Genomic DNA, 17,560 nt, shown 5'->3' with positions numbered 1-17,560 from the left:
CATAATGATAACTTTACTAATACTTTATTCCTTGCTATACTTATAAAAGCTATAGGAGACAAGGAGTTATGTATGTTCCGATTATGGGGAAAACTATTTAAGAATAATGAAATGATAAATGATCTGGTTTATGAAGATTCAAGTGATTTAGATTTTTTAGGCAAAACAAAAAAAGGCATGGAATACCTATGTTATGAGTTTGATCTTTCAAAGCCTATGTGGTTTTCTGAAAACAAGGCTGATTATCAAGTCATCCATAAAACAAGTTTTTACGACCATCATTTTATTGAATCGATCAACTTTGATTATTTTGAAATTGAAATTATAGAACATGATATTTAAAAGCCAGTCCAGATGGACTGACTTTTTTTTATTCATAGACATAGTGCTGAGCCTGTGCATGCCAGAGTTCATGATATTTGCCTGATTCATTTAAAAGTAGTGACTCGTGATCACCGGTCTGCACAATTTTTCCTTTATCAAAGACAGCAATATTGTGACAAAACCTGCATGATGAAAGCCTATGTGAAATAAAGACCGCTGCCTTATCTTTTACAAGTGTGTTAAACCTTGTATAAATATCATACTCAGCAACAGGGTCTAAAGCTGCAGTTGGTTCATCTAATATAACAATAGGTGCACCTCTATATAGTGCCCTTGCTATTGCAAGCTTCTGCTTTTCACCACCAGAGAAGTCTCTACCGTTCTCATCAAAGTTCTTACCCATGGCCACATGAATATTGTCTAGCTCTTCTAGTATATTTTCTAGACCTGCGCCTTTAAGATTTTCTTTCAGCTTATCATAATCTTCCTCTCTACCAGAGAAGATATTCTTATCCATACCAAATGAAAAAAGCTGGAAATCTTGAAAAACAACTGAAAAGAGATCTATATAGTCATCAAAGTCAATGTCACTGATATTCATACCATTTAAAGTAATCACGCCTTCAGTCGGCTCATAAAGTCTGCAAAGAAGTTTGATCATGGTAGTTTTACCAGCACCATTCATGCCTACAACAGCCAGTCTCTGACCAGACTTAATGGTCATATTGATTTTATCAAGAACCAGACTTTCAGAACCAGGATATTTAAAAGACACATCTTTAAATTCAAATACATAGTCTCCAGTCTTTTGAAGCTTTTTAGTCCCCTCTTTTTTCATTTCAGGCAAGTCGAAAAACTCAATAGAGTATTTAAAGTGTTCACAAGCTGCTCTTAACATATTGTACTGGTTTAAGAAGCTGCCTACCCCTTCATAAAGTCTCATAATGGCGTTGATCTGTATAAAGATTGCACCAACTGTTATGGCGCCAATATAGGCCTTTAGGATGATAAAGGTATAGACGGCAACCAACATGATCACATTTACTAGATTGATTAAGGTAAAATGTTTGATATTGGGTTTTACAAAGAATTCATCACATTCATAGTAATTGTTTTTTACAAAGCCTTTCATCTTTTCATGCAGTAATCCTTGGGCCTTATAGACCCTGATATCCTTACCGTTTTCATAGTTATTGCTCATTCTAAAAAAGAGGTAGGAAAATATCCTATTGCCACCGACTGCCCCTTTCATATCATTGGCTGCAGTCTCTCCTACTTTGGTCTGTAAGAGGCTATAGAAGTAAAGCCCGATCAAAAGGACTAGTCCCAAGAATACATACGATACAGGCGACTGAATCAGCGGTATTTCACTTGTTCTAACAACTTCATTTGAGTTCATAAACATGGTGACAATCAAAACAGTTGACAAGATGATTTCTATAATAGCCAACATGCCCTTTTGCATGTATTCTGCTATGTTCCAAATGGCCATAAAGCTAGAACTTGCTCCTTCTATCTGGTGTAAAAGGTCTAGAGTCTCTTTCTTTTCGATGTATTCATACTTCATCTTCATGGTCTTTTTAGAAAGCGAGAAAAAATAGTGACTGATCATGAGATTGGATTCTTCACTGTATCGCTTTGTAAAATAACCAGAAATGATATGTGTAAGAAGCATAAAGCCCACTAGCATAAGAGATAAGACCATAAGCTTACCCTGTGATTTATCTCCTAAAAGCTCATCTAGTATCAGGGCTGATAAAATAATGGGAATGAAAGGTCTAATGGCTTGTAAAAGGGCGTCTCCCATCAAAACTCTGATATACTCTTTTCTAATCTCATAGATCTTTTTTATTGCTATTTTAACGGATGATATATTTAGTTTCTTCAAGAAATCACCTCAACTTCCTTATGGTAGTAGTGACTTTGTACATTGAACATCTCTGCATATTTGCCATCTAAAGCCATTAAATCTTTATGACTACCTCTTTCTATGATTTGACCTTCATCTAATAAAAGCACTTCGTCACAAAACTTGGTAGAAGACAAACGATGTGATATATAAATTGCCGTTTTATCTTTGGTCATATCATGGTACTTTTCATAGAGTTCTGCTTCAGCAATAGGATCTAAGGCTGAAGACGGCTCATCTAATATTAGGACTGGTGCATCCTTATAAAGGGCTCTTGCTAAAATCAGCTTTTGTCTTTCGCCACCTGATAACTCAGTACCATCACTGTCTAGATACCTTTCGGCACTTGTATACTTACCATTTTTTAATGATTTTACCTTTTCGTCTAAACCTGATAGTTTTAAGACGTGGTCTACTTTTTCTTGGTCGGTCTGATCACTCGATGTCATAGACACATTGACATCAATGCCATAGGCAAGAATTAAAGCATCTTGGAAGGCAACTGAAAAGAGGTCGTAGTACTGAAGCATATCAATCTCTCTTGAATCTATACCATTGATAAGAATTTGACCTGAATCTGCTTCAATCAGATTTAAGATCAGCTTAACCAATGTGGACTTGCCAGCACCATTGATACCTACCAAGGCAATCTTTTTACCCGCTTCAATCTTAAGGTTAAAGTCTTTATAAATAACATGGTCATTGTATGAAAAGTTCACATCCTTTAACTCGATAGATATAGGTGTTTTTATTTCTTTCTCAGGTAATCTATTTTTTATGTTGTCATCTGCCCTGTCCATAAAAACTCTAAAGTCTGAAACTTGAAGAGAATCTGCATTTAAAATAATCGTATTGTTAACCAAGCGGCTTATCCATAGAGAAAAACCAGCAATAGATCCTATGTATAGGGTAAACTCTGATACGGCAATCTGATCTGTTAAAACCAGATTAATAAGATAAATATAGGCAAAGCCATCTCTAAAAAAGGCAATGAGTCCATCTATAATGGTGTTTTTAAAAACCTTTGTTGTAATCTTTTTATACCATTCATTTTCTTCTGAGATAAACTTGTCACCTAAAGATACCAGCCACTCAAACATGCCATATAGTCTTATATCTTTTGCAAATTTAACATCCCTTGTTGAGTCATTGATGTAATGTCTTTTTCTTTCAACTTTGGAGATATCGTCTTTGGTTTTAAGTCTGTACTTGTTGACACGGTTTCCAGCCAAGTAAGACAGTAAACCACATGATATCAGAGCGATGATTACTAGTGGGTTTAGTGCAGATAATATGAATATATAAACGATGGCGCCAATTAAATTGGCTGTGCATAAGATAAGTTTATTGGCCATATCCTGTATGCCAATATTGCCTCTACTCATAGCCTGTCTGGCTTTTCTTATCTCTTGCTGGCCATTATCAGAAGACAAATACTTATAATGAACGTTTAAGGATGCCAAAGCCATTTCCGAGCCTAGTTTCATACTTCTAAAGTAGGCAATTTTTCTAGGCAAATAACCATCAGCAAAACTTTTGATGCTGCCTATGATTAATGAAATGACGCCAAAATAAACTACCAGCCTCATCAAATCAGCGACTGGTCTAGCTTCTTCAAAAAACTGAATGATAAACTTTGGCATATAAATAATAATAATCGGTTGAACAACTGTCGCGATCACTGATGCAATCATTGCAAGTAGCAAGATTCTATCTACCCGCCAGACATTTCTTATGATATACAATATGTTGGAAAAAACGCCGTACTTTGCTTTATTCATGTAGCCCCCTTATATTTATAGAAAAATGACTCCACCAAATAATAATGAAGTCACTTAATATTATATTACATAAGATGTGAAATTTCTTTAATATAATAGGATAAAAATGGTTTTATACAAATATTCCTCTTAAAGTTTCCTTGCCTTTATAACAAAGGTGACAGGCAACATGGATGCTTTTTTAGAAAAAACACTGTCAGATGCTTTTATAAGATCTTCCTGTGATTCTTCTACCAGCTCTTCAATGACAAAACCAGCCCTTGCCAGTGCATTGATATAAGTAGACAGTTTCCTGTCAGCCAAAGAAATCACACGACCATCTAAGGAAAGTGCATACCAGGATTCATCGAAGTAACTTTTCTTAAATGTTAAGGCGTCATATTCTACAGAAACACATTTATGGATGGGATGTGACCATGAGAAGATAAAGGTACCATCCTTTTTTAGATAGGATGCAACTTTTGAAAAAGTGCCCTCTAAGTCTGTTGTCCAGCCTATGCCATAAACTGAATAGACCAAATCGAAATAGTCTTCTGGCAAGCCACATGCTTTCTCCATGGGTGTACACTTTAAGTGACAATCATAGCCATTTCTGCTTAAAAGTGATTGAGTGATTTCTATTTGTTTACTAGAGATATCAATCCCCCACAGTTCTGAAGCCTTATTTTTTCCTGTATAAAGCAAGGATTCACCAGAGCCACAGCAAATATCCAATACCTTCTTACCTTCAAGACTGCCCATCAGTTGACACTTTTCTTCACTGATAAATGCCCCATAAAGTGGTAGTGCCAGACAACCTATAATATCATTGCCATAATGACTCCAAAAGTTCTCATTGGTTTCATGAATCTTCTTCGGATCATTGTCAACACTGATCCCATAACGGTCACCACGACCACCTACAATAACACGCTTATTTTCTTCCATTTCATATCCCTCCATCATCACTAACTTAAAATTGATCGGAGGATATGAATTTGTGACTGCACCTTTTGTTCTAGCCTTAGATGGTGACATCCCATGCATGTGTTTAAATGCTCTAGAAAAGGCTGCTGCAGAATCATATAAATACTTTTGAGATACATCCACTATCTTATGACCATCTTGTATGTCTCCTAAGGCAGCAGTTAGTCTTCTTCTTCGAATATATTCAGAGATAGGCATCTGGGTTAGAAATGAAAATAGTCTCCTGTATTCCCACTCAGACACATTAATATAACTAGCCAGTACATTGTAATCAATATCTTCAGTCAGCTTATTCTCAATATACTTCATAGATTCATTCATTTTATTTTGTAAACTCATTGTGACCTCCTGATATGATTATACTAATGAATAAAAACAATTGCTTTGCAGTCTGTGTATTCTAATGTATCATAAAAGGCAAACATTTTCATGAAAAGGAAATACCGTTTTCCTAAAATAGACACCGTTTTCCTAGTGTTTTCCTATTGCAAATCTAGACTGATGTTGTATACTTGCAGTGTAAACAAGATGAAAGGAGAAAAACATGTCAAACGTAATTAAACTTAGATACACAGACAAAGGTATTGGTGTCAACTTCTACAACTCTAAAGAAGAAAAGCATTACAAAGAAATCATTGAAACAATTAAGCCTCAAGTCTCAAGTAAAGTATCTTTAGGTATTTCAGATGTTAAGTGGGACTTAGACAACATGACTTTAGGTCATAGTGACAAGGCTGCTAACAAGTTACTAAAGAAAGTAGCATTAAAATTAGTTAGCTAAAGAAGCTTATCTAAAAAAGTAGATGAGCTTTTTTTATTGCAAAAAACAACCTTTTAGCTAGGCTAAAAGATTGTTCTACTGATCATTCATTAATGCCATAATCTTCTCATACAAGATCTTCCCCTTTAAGACCTTATAAGTCTTATCATCCATTTCTACTTCTAAAGACAAGTCTTCTTTTTGATAAATATGAATGACTTTGTAATCAGTCTCCGACTTTCCAATCTCAACAGATAAGACCTTTTGGCCAGACTTTACTTCTGACTCAATAAGGCGGTAGTAATTCATCTTAGAATAAAATGTTCTTCCAAGCCACTCTGGATCCTCAACTGGTACCACTTGGTTATTTACAAGATCACTGACCGCCACATAATTGATTTCGTCTTCATCATATCTTAAAATATCAGATAGTCTCTTATAAGATTCATGATTAAAAGACTGAAGTTTTCTAATGACTTCATCACTAAGAGCTATATAGCCTCCAAATACCGAAGCATACTTACTTTCTGGAAGCACTTGTATATGAATCATTGGCCCATCTTCTAAGATTAGGTTAATAGGTATGCGACTAGAATTCTTATAGGGCTCGGACTCCATTTCATCATAGCTGATCCGAGAGAGACCAGGCAACTCCTTGTTTAAAAGGTCCATCAAAGCCTTGTCCTCAACTGTTTTCATCCAAGATCCATCTTCTTCACTTCTGTACTCTACCCCGACTATAGTCGGTTTATCTGAAATCATCTTAAGGATTTGTTCAAAAGTCATTTCTACGTTCCTTGTCGGATGAGACCGATAAAAGACAATATCAGAATGCTTTGTCTCTAATAAAAATGCCCATTCTTTTTTTACGCCTTTTAACTCAAAGATCTCTAAACCTTCATCATAAGTTGAAGAAAAGTCAGGCGGAATCCCTTCATAGGACTTGTACTTCAGATCAATTAAGATCTGACCAAGTTTGTCTCCTTTTTCATAAGGCAACTCACCAAACTCGTGATCATAACCATAAGATAACCAGTCTGTCGCGCTATAAACATAATCGTCATAATAAATGACTGACGCATAAGATATGGATACACCTGTAATATCACCTGTAATCTTAAATGGCACATCAAGATTTCTATTAACACCTAGTACTTCTTTCATATACTCTTCTTGTCTATATTCCTTAAACTTAAAAAATCCAAACAAGCCTATCACCAATATGACTGGTATTATAATATATCTCTTTTTCATTTTATTACCTCTCATTTATTTTATCATAAATGAATTTTATGAGGCAATTTTCTCCAAATGATTGTAGAATTTTTTGCTTGATTTCAAATACTTGAAAAGTTTTGAGCCAGAGTATACTGCTGTTATTAGCTCTGCAAACAATATGGATGCCCAGATGCCATTTACAGGAAAGACAATCGGTAGTGCCAACAGGCCAATTACCACGAAGACAAAACCTCTGCTTAAGGCTATGATAGTTGCATACTTAGGTTTTTCAATAGACTGAAAGAGTGTTGCAACAATGACATTAAAGGCCATAATAGGTGGTGCTAGAAAATATACTTTCATGGCTGATGATGCCAAGTCAATCAAGGCTTGATTCTCTCTTGTAAAGAGTGATGCCAAGGGTCTAGAAAATGCAATGGTGATAAGAGATACTGTTAAGCCAATTGATAGTGAGTATTTCAAACCTAGATACAAGGTTTCTTTAATTCTTTCAAGTCTGTCTGCTCCAAAGTTAAAGCTGATGATTGGTTGACAAGCCTGTCCAATACCGACCAGTAAGAAGAGACCAACAAGGCCAACATTCATCACAATACCATAAGCTGATACATGAAGCGGTGAATAATTTCTTAGTAGAACATAATTAAAAATCATAACAGAAACAGCTGTTGTCGACTCAACAAAAAACGTTGGTAGTCCGATTTTCACAATCTTCCTTGCTTTATCAAATCTTAAATCTTTAAATGATAACTTTAATATGCCCTTATGACTCTTAAAGTGTGATAAAAGCACTGTAAAGGTAAATGCTTGTGACAATCCAGTCGCAAAGGCTGCTCCTTTTACACCCCAAGCGAAGACGAAGATAAATACATAATCCAAGACCACATTTAAGAGTGCTGAGCCAATTGTTGCATACATAACCAATGATGGATTGGTATCATTTCTGACAAATGCAGACAGTACCCACCACATGCCATGAAAGATAAAAAACGGCAGCATAACACTTAAATAATCCTTTGTTAAAATAGCCAGTTGGCCGCTTGCACCCATGAGGCCTATAAGGTCTTCTAAGAAGACAAATGCTAAGGAAACCAAGACTAAGGCTGTAACAAATATCATAGCCATAGATTGACTGAATACCTTTTGAGCCTGATCTTTATTATTTTTTCCTAGCTCTACAGACATAATTGACGCACCACCTATCCCGATGGTTAAGGCTATGGCCGCAGACAGTGAAAAGAAGGGTACCGATAAAGATACGGCTCCAAGACCTTCTGCACCAACACCTACACCTACAAAAATAGAGTCTGCAAGTACATAAAGTGATTTGACTATCATAGCCCCTATGGCTGGTAGTAAATACTTATAAAATGAGTTTTTAATGGGATCATTCATTAAATCAATTGTTTTTTTCATTTTGCCTCCTCAATGACAGGTTTGATGTCCAGTACCGGTGAGCCATTTAACATATCTGCTCCAACAAAAGTCAAGGTACTGCCTTCAACCTTAATAACTTCAACTTTGCTTAATCCGATTGGATTGGGTCTATCTGGTGAACGTGTATTAAAAACACCTGTTACCTTCTCCCTTTGATAGGGAACAATTTTCAAATCATAGGTGATGCTTTGATGAAAACAAAACAAGACTTCAAGTTTATCACCAATTTCAATACCAGCCATCCCCTGAAAGAAATCATCGTATATGATGATTTTTCCAATACTATTTATAAGCCCCTGGCCTTGAGCTGGTGTGCCTGGTCTTTGATTGTAATCGGATTCAATGTGACCTATGGGTTTTAAGATAATATTTTCTGTCATTTTTACCTCCATGACCTTAACATTTCCTCTTGATAGTGATAGTATAAAGTGTATTCTAACTATACAGTCAAGGATGTTTAAAAATATTTTTTTAGATAGGTGAGGACCAGATGGAAAGAATCAAAAAAATCATTGAAGATGTTCTTTTGGTAGAAGCAATTGGACACGTGCACCTGAAAAGACATGAGGTATACAAGGTTACAACCAAGAGAGACACCTATATCATTAAGTTTTATGGCGTTGACAACAGATTTCAAAATGAACTCGCAGCATTAGAGCTACTAGAAGGCATGGACTTACCGACACCTAAAATAATCAAGCATGGTGAGATGGACGGTAGTGAATATGTAGTTATGTCTCTTTTAGAAGGATGCCCGCTGGACAAGCTTGAACTTTCGGATACTGAAAAGAATCATATCTATTATGAAGCAGGTCTTTACTTAAAAAAGATTCATGGAGTCAAACATGACCTATCCTTTGGAAGAATCGGTTCAAAGAAATTTGATTTATTTGATCAACACTTTCAATATGAACTTGAAAGAATCCTGATGTACTTAAAACGTGATAATCACCCTTTTCCAGATATTATTGAAAAAGGCATTGAAACTATAAAAAAGCAGACCTTTTCTTCTGAAGATAAAACACTTTGCCATATGGATTATTGTGACAGAAATATTCTAATAAAAAACGGGAAAATATCGGGTATTATCGATTTTGAACAAAGTATCATATCCGATAGAAACTGGGATCTTGCTTATACCCTAAGTAAAGTCGAAGAAAAATATCAATCAGCCTTCTTTAAAGGATATGGCAGTAAGCCTGATAAAATAGATTTTTTTATGCTTTACCGCGGCTTGCATACTTGTTCCTGGGCATTAGCATATGTTAAAGACTTTTATATGGAAGGACTTAATTTAGTAAGGAGATTTTATGAATAATCCTGAATATTTTAAAATCAGTTCTGTGGCTAAGCTCACAAACGTCACAAGACAAACGCTTATCTTTTATGATAAAAAAGACATTCTAAGACCTGCATTTATTGATGAAAACAAATACAGATACTATTCCATCACACAGATCCATCAAATTCAGATCATCAATATACTAAAGGAATTTGGATTACCGCTAAAAACCATCAAGGCCTATCTAGATAAGAAGGATAAGGACCAGTTGATGATGCTTTTAACGGATGTAGAAAACAAGATGTATGAACAAATCAAAAGAACCAATAATTACATCAAGATCATCAACCATAAGAAAGACTTACTTGGTAAAAGTAGCGACATTAAAGACTACAATGAAATCAAGCTAGAAAATAGAAAAGCCCTGAAGGTATATACCAGCAGACGTCTAACAGATCAGGACCAAAATGGTGATGGTCATTTTAGGTGTGTCCATGATTTTGAAAATGATTTAAATGACAAGGGCCTTCTGGGCTTAGAGCACAGTGTTATTGTAGAGAATAAATATCTGAATGAGGATTTTGACAACCATATATCCTACCTATGTGTGCCGCTTACCCACATCGAAAGCGACTTAGAATATAAAATCGTTGAAAAAGGTTTGTATGTTGTTGGCTACCATAAAGGCAAGTTTCAAAAGTCTGTAGACAGCTATAAAAGATTATTTAAGTATATTGAAGACAATAACTTAGAAATAGCAGGCAACTCCTTTGAAACCATCATCTCCAATTTTTTAACTGAAGAAAGTGAGGAGGACTATCTAATAGAAATCGCCATATTGATTAAGAAAAAATAACCCCTGTGGATATCATCATAAAAAATAAAATAACCCACAGAAATGTGGGTTAAGCATGTGAAAAAGCTGGAAATCTAAAGCTTTCTTTTATATTTAATTGCTTATGTCTGATAAGAAGTGTTTGGTCTTCAACAACCATCTGGGTCTCTTTCACTTTCATACCAATTGGTTTAAAATGATATTCAATCTTATCAGCTTCCTTAAGGGGAAGTTTTTTTATCAGTTCAGGTAGGTCGACCTTATCTGTTGAAAGCACATCGTATAGATTTAATATACCTTCTGATTCATCTAATATAACAATGACATCTAAGTCACTGCTATAATAGATACAGTCATAATAGGATAAGCTGGCATAGAACATGGTCAGATGACTGTCGTTTCTAGTGCCTATTCCATCTGATAAAAAACTTCTCTCATCTGCAATTTTCATCATCAGATCAAAGTCTTCTTGATTATCTAAACTGATTTTTCTAAAGTCGCTAGATTCAACTTTAGGCAAATCACCCATATATCTGTGTTCTTTAAACTCATGCATGTCAAACTTCTTATATAAGTCTAAGGCCAGGTCATTACCAAACAGATAGATAAAATCAACCTTATCTGTATAATCTTCCATAACCTTTTGAAGAAGCTTATAGGCAAGGCCTTTTTTTCTATAGTCAGGGTCTGTCATGACTGTACCAATCTGAATGGCAGTATAAGTTTTGCCTTCCCATGATACATGCATCTTATTAATAGATACATTTGAAATAACCTTTTCACCATCTACATATGAATAATTCACATATTTGTCGTTCCAAAGACCTTTTTCATACCATTTTTCAAAGTGAATCCCAAAGGTATCTAAAGCCAGCTGACTGAAGCTTTTTCTTAAACTTTCCTTGTTTTTATAATCTTTAATAAATTTGATGTCCATATATGTCTCCTCATCATTTCTATTATAAAACAAGTTGAAGAAAAATATAGGGTAAAAATGATTTAAACAGCTTCTCTCTTTGCCAAGTCATTGGTGTTAATGGAGTTTCTGTAAACAACAAACCTAGTAAATAAAAATTCTGTAATTAAATTAGTGGCCATGGTTCCTAAGAGTATGATGTATTCATTCCAACCCACTTCAGTTAAGCTGTCTCCCCACCATGTAGATAGTGGCGTAAAAATGCAGTAGTAGCCAAAGACTTTTAGCATGGCAATTGGTACATTGGCAGCTGATTTAAAAGTAAAGCGCCTATTTACCGTAAAGTTATAAATAATAGATAAAATCAGAGCTGTTAAATACTTGGGCCAATAAGGTAAAGTGGTTAGATTGGTCATCAGTGTAAAAGTGATGATCTGAATGACGCCTGCTGAAATAGAAAATAAAACAAACTTAATGACTTGAATGGTATTCTCTTTTTTAGATAGTTTCATATATCCCCCTTTAAATTGAGTGAATATTCACTCAATTTATTATACATCAAAAAAACAACCTTTAAAAGGCTGTTTATAAATGGGTCATTAAATACTTATCTTTACCATATCTTTTAGCATCCATTAAAGCTCTGGCACTTGCATCCTTTAGGGCTATGATATGTTCAGGCGTCTTGCCGACAGAGATACCACATGAAATCGTCACCGGCACCTTACAACCAATTGCTTCAAAGTCATATTCTCTAACACCATCAATAGAACCCATGACACAAGACTCTACTTCTTTTTCCGATGCATTTTTTACAAAGACAGAGAACTCGTCACCACCCATTCGTGTCACATATGCATCTTCTAAGTTACCTATAAGTGGCTTAACTTGGTCAACTACAATAGATAATGTGGTCTGAATGACCTTATCACCCACTTCATAACCAGAGGTTTGATTGACCTGCATAAAATGATCGATATCAAATGTTAAAAAGTAATAGGTTGCCTCTAAATCTTCTGCCATGACCTCTTCAATTTTTTCTAAAAACAAATCTCTATTCATCAGACCCGATAATTTTATTAATTCTAAATGATTATTTTGTGTCATTTGTAAGCTCCTTTCCCAATCTAATAGTTTATAGACAGAAGGAAACATCTTAGACGTTTGATTTTCAAGTAGGCTAATCATACGACTGGTGGATAAGAGACTGGACTTTATCTCATCCGATTCTTTATTCAAAAGCATTTCCTTGTCTTTTAAGATCTCTAGAAAATCTTTGACACTGATAGGCTTTGATAAAATATCACCGATGGAAGATAGTGAAAATCCCAGTGTTCTAAGAAACTGAATCTTGTCTAAGTCATCCACTTGAGATGCCAAATAATAACGGTAACCATTATCCTCATTGATCTCAGCTGGACAAAACAAGTTCAGCTTATCGTAATGTCTTAACATTCTCTTTGAAATGCCTGTTAAATCTGAAAACTCACCAATTGAAAATCTTTCGTTCATATAACCTCTAATCTGATTCTTTGACTTCTGTAACTTGAGTATATAGCTTGACACAGTGTTAAGGTCAACAACATTTTATCATAAAATTAGTCGTGAGGCATTTTAAGTTGAGAAAAGACACCATAATGGTCACTAGGAGAATAACCAGTCTCTTCATCTATAGAATGACCGAAGTAGACAAAGTATTCTAGTGATGGATAGTCATTTGGATAGCAGTCATGGATAAAGATAAAGTCCACTTCAGCACCAGCATCTGTTATAGACGTGTTTTTCCACCTAGGATTATGCATCAAATCTAATGTCTGTTGTCTCTTTAGACCAAGCTGTTCTTTAGCCACACATGCAAGATCTGTCCAGTAAACATCCACTTCTGTACCTAGTAAACTCCTATCACCTGATACATAAGAATAGATGGAGCTTTTTTCATTAGAGTTAAAATCGCCTAGTATGAATTCGTAATCAGATTCTATATTCTTTGCTTTCTCCATGATCTTTACGATACATGTCTCTTTTTCTAATATACTGTCATATGGCAAATGAACATTGATCACCTGGTATTTAAAATCACCATGGTCAATCAAACAGATAAGACCGAAATGTGTATACTCAAGAAATTCTATGGGCCATTTACTGAGAATGGCAAGGCCATCTTCATCCTCATGAGGATGAAAGATACCAAAAGGATAGTTAAGTTCTTCTTTTAACTTGTTAAAATATGCTTCATTTCTAACTTCTTGAAGTCCAATAATATCTGGATCTAGTGAGTTAATTTCACTGACAATCAATTCATGTCTTTGTGGCCATCCCAACCCAGAATACCATATGTTATAAGTTGCTATTTTCATCATACACCTCCGCCTTTATACTATCACTAATTGACTAGGTAGAATTATCTAAAAATAAAAACCACCTAAATAGGTGGCTAATCTAACAATGATTTTTCTATGACCTCTAAATCTGCACGGTAGATATGGAGTCTCTTATTATCTATTAATACCTTCGTAGTATTTGGAAGTGCTGAATCTTCTATTAAGACATTATCACCTTCAAACACAGCTATGGTCTTACCAGTTTGAGTCTTAACAATGATGACTCTTTCTAAACCTGAAGTAGTTGCAACAAACTCATTTAAGGCCTTTGAGATAGATGTGATACCTGATCCGTCACCTGAAAGTGTTAAAGCATCCTTATAGTCGTCCACGTGGTTCTCTAAACCCGTTTCATAAGCGATTAAAGTAGAACCAACATGTTGCCATCTCGAACCATCTACCTCTATCATTAAGACACCTGATACTTCTGATGGTTGCATATCTGTATTATCACCTGTTACAGTCATGGTTTCATTACCATCATCGTCGTATACTTTAAAGGTTCTTTCAAGACCAATCCATTCTGCACTCATATCCTTAAACTGCGACTTAAGTGATGTACACCCAACAAAAACCAATGAAATAATCAAAATGCTGATTAAAATTAAACTCTTCTTTTTCATAAATTCTCCTCTCTGCAATTCTTATTCTAAAGAAAAATTATCAAAATAGAAAGTTAATTTTAAAAGTCTAATGATTTTCTAATACTTCTAAAAGAAAGATAATAGTTTGGGAATGAATATAATAGAGCCAATCACAACAGTCCCCATAGAAATGGTCAGTACAGCTGCTGCAGCGATATCTTTTGCCTTCTTGGCATGTTCATGGTATTCAGGACTAAATAAATCTACTAGATGTTCCAGTGCAGAGTTAAAGAGTTCTGCAATCAGCACTAGAACAATACAAAAGACAATGGCAGTCCATTCCAGTATGGATATCTTCAGAATAAAAGATAAAATGATGACCATGATGCCCATCACCAGTTCTATTCTAAAGTTTCTTTCATCTTTAAAGGCAGTAATAAGTCCCTGCCATGCATTTTTAAAGCTCATTAAAAATTTTCTATTCTTCATTATCATCTCTCTATATCACTAATATACATTTACATCTTCCTCTTTTATTATAATACAATCTACTGGTCATTGGCTAAAAAACACCAAAAAAACTCCCGAAGGAGTTTTAAAGTATTTCTATAGTACCTGTTTCACCATTTACTCTTACGCGCATACCGTCTTTTAAACTTTTGCCCGATATACCAACAACCGCTGGAATACCGTATTCTCTAGCAACTATACCGCCATGGCTCATTGGACCACCATATTCCATAATCAAACCACCTGCTGTTGCAAATAGCGGTGTCCATGCTGGATTGGTAGATTCGGTCACCATAATTTCACCTTCTTTAAGGTCATGATCATGAGGATCCATAACAATCTTAATATTGCCTTCATATACACCTACTGATAGAGCCATCCCCTGTAAAACCTTAGAATTTGGATCAATCATGCTTGATGTATAATAAGTATGACCATTGTTAAGAAGCATTCTTGGTATGGATTTTCTTTTCATTTCCTTAGAATAGATTTCCTTTGCTGAATCTACCTTAGCTTTTAAATCTTTAGCTTCTAAGATATGACTTCTTCTTAAGAAGAAAATGTCTTCTTTGACATCTAATATATTATCACTGACATAGTCTTCACCGATAGACAAAACAGCCTTTCTCGCCAGTTCTAAAAATCTTACAATATCAGACTTAGGGTATTCTCTCATAGCAGCAGCATACCTGTAGTTGATCATATAGGTTCTAAACTTGTCAGCTCGTTTTTTACCCATCTTATCTATAAGTCGTTTAGAAACCTCTTCTATCATATCTTCTGCTGCCTTCTTTTTAGCTTCATGATCCAAAAGGTTTCTCTTATACATGTCATCAGCCATATAGGACTTAACTAAATCAAGTAAGTAATTTGGATCTTCTCGCCACCTTTTTGTACCAAAGTCTAGTTCAACAGTTGCCCTATGACCATAAATTTCTAAGATCTCTTTAAACATATCATGGTCCTTTGATGGACTTAGCTTGTTTTCTGAGCAGTATTTGGCATATTCATTCAATTTTATGGTCATGGTTTGTGTAAAGCAGCCTGGTAACGATTGAACCAAGGTCTCTACTGCGTATTCATTATTAAAATGCTTCTTTAAAACTTTTTCAATCTTAATATAATTATTGGCATCTAAACAATACATGGCCTGGGCTTGTGATAATTTAAAGGCCTGAACCAGTGCATACTCTGAAAAATCTAATTTTTCTTCTATGCTTGATAGACTTTCATATTTCTTAACTATATCATCATACCACCTGTTACCTTCTTCAATCATAGCTTCATACCTTTGATTATTAGGTATCTTCATGATGCGTCTTACAGAACCGATCATAGAAAAGCTATATTTAACAGCACCAAGTGGTGGTTTAAAATGAATGCCCTGACCTCTAAATGCCTTGCCATAATCATCTAACATTTGATTCATAACACCCTCTAAAGGTAAGTCATTGCCTGAAAAGGCCTTGGCAAACTGTTTGGCAACAAACTTACTAGATAATAAGTAAGTCATATCTACATAGATTCTGTTACCAGGAAAAGCTACAAAACTGTTGGTTAAAGGCTTTTTCTTTCTGGCAGTCATGATGTTGATGATTCCAGGAAACATGTGACTCATCAACTCATAGCCCAGTGGTGTAAAGGGTTCTCTTACACCTAAGAGGACTGTAGAAGCTGACATATAGCCTCTTATTTTACCATCTATCTTGAGTCCGTCAATGGGATAAAGAGTTGTAATATCTCTGGACTGTAAAATATACAATTCACCACTTTTATCAAAGGCAAACTCCATGTCTTGTGGCTTTGAAAAATAGTCTTGGATTTTTTTAGAAGCATCAAGAAGTTTATAAAGTTCATTCTCATGTAGACAAGCCTTATCAGAATCAATGACTTCAGCCTTGATACCAGAAGCGTCATAAACATATTTCATATGTTTTTTATGAATCTTTGCATCAATGACCCTTGTTGCTTTATCAATAATATACTGGTCTGGAACAACTTCACCAGAAACAATGGCCTCTCCTAAACCAAAAGATGCTTCTACCACCACTTGGTCTCTTCTACCGTTGATTGGATTGGCAGAAAAACAAACGCCTGCCTTTTCAGATTCAACCATTTCCTGAACAAGGACTGCATGACTAAAGCTTTCATGGATGCCTTGTCTTAGCCTATAATCAATAGCCCTTGCATTATAAAGTGATCGCCAGCATTTGATAACAGCATCTAATAGACCCTCTTCTAACACATTTAAGTAAGTGGTATACTGTCCGGCAAAGCTCATACCTGGTAAATCTTCAGCCGTTGAAGATGATCTTACAGCAACTCTTTTACTTTCAAATGCTTTGAAGTTCTCAACAATCATGTCTTTTAAACTTTCAGACATGTTTTCAACTTTAAACATAGCCTGTATCTTTTTAGATTTATTTTCAAGATCTAAATCAGCTTCTAAGGTAGTATCTATTTTTTCTTTTAAGTCATCTTTACTGATATAAGCTTCATAGGCTTCAGTCGTAATGGCAAATCCCTTTGGTACATTCAGACCTTTTTTGTACATGTCTGCTAAGTTTAAAGCTTTTCCGCCTACTTTCTCAAAGTCATTTCCTATTTGATCAAACCATAAAATCATATGCACCCTCCTT

17 protein-coding genes are annotated in these 17,560 nt (G+C 35.2%); 4 read left to right on the top strand and 13 right to left on the bottom strand.

Going from position 1 to position 17,560, the window contains the following annotated elements:
- The first annotated feature begins 72 nt into the window (after positions 1-72).
- Complete coding sequence (locus EZV73_RS21225) at positions 73-342, top strand: hypothetical protein (RefSeq protein WP_240842441.1); 270 nt, start codon at positions 73-75, stop codon at positions 340-342.
- A gap of 28 nt (positions 343-370) precedes the next feature.
- Here the strand turns inward: EZV73_RS21225 and EZV73_RS21220 are convergent, their stop codons facing one another.
- The 3 genes from EZV73_RS21220 to EZV73_RS21210 form a co-directional block, all read right to left on the bottom strand.
- Positions 371-2,212, bottom strand: a complete 1,842-nt coding sequence (locus tag EZV73_RS21220) for an ABC transporter ATP-binding protein (protein WP_240842440.1) — start codon at positions 2,210-2,212, stop codon at positions 371-373.
- Positions 2,209-4,014: an ABC transporter ATP-binding protein gene (locus tag EZV73_RS21215; protein WP_240842439.1), complete on the bottom strand. Its 1,806-nt coding sequence runs from the start codon at positions 4,012-4,014 to the stop codon at positions 2,209-2,211. Before EZV73_RS21215 ends, EZV73_RS21220 begins: the two co-directional genes overlap by 4 nt.
- 129 nt (positions 4,015-4,143) lie before the next feature.
- Positions 4,144-5,319, bottom strand: coding sequence for a helix-turn-helix domain-containing protein (locus EZV73_RS21210; protein ID WP_240842438.1), 1,176 nt, complete (start codon positions 5,317-5,319; stop codon positions 4,144-4,146).
- A 205-nt stretch (positions 5,320-5,524) separates the two neighbouring features.
- Between EZV73_RS21210 and EZV73_RS21205 the strand changes: the two genes are divergently transcribed.
- Positions 5,525-5,761: a hypothetical protein gene (locus tag EZV73_RS21205; protein WP_240842437.1), complete on the top strand. Its 237-nt coding sequence runs from the start codon at positions 5,525-5,527 to the stop codon at positions 5,759-5,761.
- Between the two features lie 75 nt (positions 5,762-5,836).
- On the opposite strand, the gene EZV73_RS21200 is transcribed toward EZV73_RS21205, so the two are convergent.
- Genes EZV73_RS21200 through tsaA form a run of 3 tightly spaced genes read right to left on the bottom strand, consistent with a single transcriptional unit; the run spans position 5,837 to position 8,793 of the window.
- On the bottom strand, positions 5,837-6,994 hold the full coding sequence (locus EZV73_RS21200) for a hypothetical protein (RefSeq protein WP_240842436.1): 1,158 nt from the start codon (positions 6,992-6,994) through the stop codon (positions 5,837-5,839).
- A gap of 36 nt (positions 6,995-7,030) precedes the next feature.
- On the bottom strand, positions 7,031-8,392 hold the full coding sequence (locus tag EZV73_RS21195; RefSeq protein ID WP_240842435.1) for an MATE family efflux transporter: 1,362 nt from the start codon (positions 8,390-8,392) through the stop codon (positions 7,031-7,033).
- Entirely contained in the window at positions 8,389-8,793 is a 405-nt protein-coding gene (gene tsaA, locus EZV73_RS21190) for a tRNA (N6-threonylcarbamoyladenosine(37)-N6)-methyltransferase TrmO (RefSeq protein ID WP_240842434.1), read from the bottom strand. The genes EZV73_RS21195 and tsaA overlap by 4 nt, the downstream gene beginning before the upstream one ends.
- A 110-nt stretch (positions 8,794-8,903) precedes the next feature.
- Here tsaA and EZV73_RS21185 point away from each other — a divergent pair, with 110 nt between their 5' ends.
- A complete protein-coding gene (locus EZV73_RS21185; protein WP_240842433.1) occupies positions 8,904-9,731 on the top strand; it encodes an aminoglycoside phosphotransferase family protein in 828 nt (275 codons plus the stop codon).
- Positions 9,724-10,551, top strand: a complete 828-nt coding sequence (locus tag EZV73_RS21180; RefSeq protein WP_240842432.1) for a MerR family transcriptional regulator — start codon at positions 9,724-9,726, stop codon at positions 10,549-10,551. Before EZV73_RS21185 ends, EZV73_RS21180 begins: the two co-directional genes overlap by 8 nt.
- Before the next feature lie 49 nt (positions 10,552-10,600).
- Here EZV73_RS21180 and EZV73_RS21175 read toward each other — a convergent pair whose 3' ends face one another.
- The 7 genes from EZV73_RS21175 to EZV73_RS21145 all read right to left on the bottom strand — a co-directional run bounded on the left by EZV73_RS21175 (position 10,601) and on the right by EZV73_RS21145 (position 17,547).
- Positions 10,601-11,467, bottom strand: a complete 867-nt coding sequence (locus EZV73_RS21175) for a GNAT family N-acetyltransferase (RefSeq protein WP_240842431.1) — start codon at positions 11,465-11,467, stop codon at positions 10,601-10,603.
- 62 nt (positions 11,468-11,529) lie between these two features.
- On the bottom strand, positions 11,530-11,958 hold the full coding sequence (locus EZV73_RS21170) for a GtrA family protein (protein WP_240842430.1): 429 nt from the start codon (positions 11,956-11,958) through the stop codon (positions 11,530-11,532).
- A 73-nt stretch (positions 11,959-12,031) separates the two neighbouring features.
- Positions 12,032-12,958 (bottom strand): diguanylate cyclase, encoded by a 927-nt coding sequence (locus EZV73_RS21165; RefSeq protein WP_240842429.1) that lies wholly within the window; start codon positions 12,956-12,958, stop codon positions 12,032-12,034.
- A gap of 86 nt (positions 12,959-13,044) precedes the next feature.
- Positions 13,045-13,803 carry an endonuclease/exonuclease/phosphatase family protein gene (locus EZV73_RS21160; RefSeq protein WP_240842428.1) on the bottom strand — a complete coding sequence of 253 codons (759 nt, stop codon included), beginning with the start codon at positions 13,801-13,803 and terminating at the stop codon, positions 13,045-13,047.
- A 77-nt stretch (positions 13,804-13,880) separates the two neighbouring features.
- A complete protein-coding gene (locus EZV73_RS21155) occupies positions 13,881-14,450 on the bottom strand; it encodes a DUF5052 family protein (RefSeq protein WP_240842427.1) in 570 nt (189 codons plus the stop codon).
- A gap of 87 nt (positions 14,451-14,537) precedes the next feature.
- A complete protein-coding gene (locus tag EZV73_RS21150) occupies positions 14,538-14,900 on the bottom strand; it encodes a diacylglycerol kinase (protein ID WP_240842426.1) in 363 nt (120 codons plus the stop codon).
- A gap of 106 nt (positions 14,901-15,006) precedes the next feature.
- Positions 15,007-17,547 (bottom strand): PEP/pyruvate-binding domain-containing protein, encoded by a 2,541-nt coding sequence (locus EZV73_RS21145; RefSeq protein ID WP_240842425.1) that lies wholly within the window; start codon positions 17,545-17,547, stop codon positions 15,007-15,009.
- Positions 17,548-17,560 lie beyond the last annotated feature (13 nt).

It is taken from the genome of Acidaminobacter sp. JC074 (assembly GCF_022496765.1).
Classification (GTDB): domain Bacteria; phylum Bacillota; class Clostridia; order Peptostreptococcales; family Acidaminobacteraceae; genus JABXKX01.
Note: the sequence above shows the minus strand (reverse complement) of the source record. Positions and strands in the feature narration are given on the sequence as shown.

Bases quoted from the DNA above. Each gene is read 5' to 3' on its own strand.
- EZV73_RS21225 (WP_240842441.1), top strand. From the start codon at position 73: ATGTTCCGATTATGGGGAAAACTATTTAAGAATAATGAAATGATAAAT.
- EZV73_RS21215 (WP_240842439.1), bottom strand. From the start codon at position 4,014: ATGAATAAAGCAAAGTACGGCGTTTTTTCCAACATATTGTATATCATA.
- EZV73_RS21210 (WP_240842438.1), bottom strand. From the start codon at position 5,319: ATGAGTTTACAAAATAAAATGAATGAATCTATGAAGTATATTGAGAAT.
- EZV73_RS21205 (WP_240842437.1), top strand. From the start codon at position 5,525: ATGTCAAACGTAATTAAACTTAGATACACAGACAAAGGTATTGGTGTC.
- EZV73_RS21200 (WP_240842436.1), bottom strand. From the start codon at position 6,994: ATGAAAAAGAGATATATTATAATACCAGTCATATTGGTGATAGGCTTG.
- EZV73_RS21195 (WP_240842435.1), bottom strand. From the start codon at position 8,392: ATGAAAAAAACAATTGATTTAATGAATGATCCCATTAAAAACTCATTT.
- tsaA (WP_240842434.1), bottom strand. From the start codon at position 8,793: ATGACAGAAAATATTATCTTAAAACCCATAGGTCACATTGAATCCGAT.
- EZV73_RS21185 (WP_240842433.1), top strand. From the start codon at position 8,904: ATGGAAAGAATCAAAAAAATCATTGAAGATGTTCTTTTGGTAGAAGCA.
- EZV73_RS21180 (WP_240842432.1), top strand. From the start codon at position 9,724: ATGAATAATCCTGAATATTTTAAAATCAGTTCTGTGGCTAAGCTCACA.
- EZV73_RS21175 (WP_240842431.1), bottom strand. From the start codon at position 11,467: ATGGACATCAAATTTATTAAAGATTATAAAAACAAGGAAAGTTTAAGA.
- EZV73_RS21170 (WP_240842430.1), bottom strand. From the start codon at position 11,958: ATGAAACTATCTAAAAAAGAGAATACCATTCAAGTCATTAAGTTTGTT.
- EZV73_RS21165 (WP_240842429.1), bottom strand. From the start codon at position 12,958: ATGAACGAAAGATTTTCAATTGGTGAGTTTTCAGATTTAACAGGCATT.
- EZV73_RS21160 (WP_240842428.1), bottom strand. From the start codon at position 13,803: ATGAAAATAGCAACTTATAACATATGGTATTCTGGGTTGGGATGGCCA.
- EZV73_RS21155 (WP_240842427.1), bottom strand. From the start codon at position 14,450: ATGAAAAAGAAGAGTTTAATTTTAATCAGCATTTTGATTATTTCATTG.
- EZV73_RS21150 (WP_240842426.1), bottom strand. From the start codon at position 14,900: ATGAAGAATAGAAAATTTTTAATGAGCTTTAAAAATGCATGGCAGGGA.
- EZV73_RS21145 (WP_240842425.1), bottom strand. From the start codon at position 17,547: ATGATTTTATGGTTTGATCAAATAGGAAATGACTTTGAGAAAGTAGGC.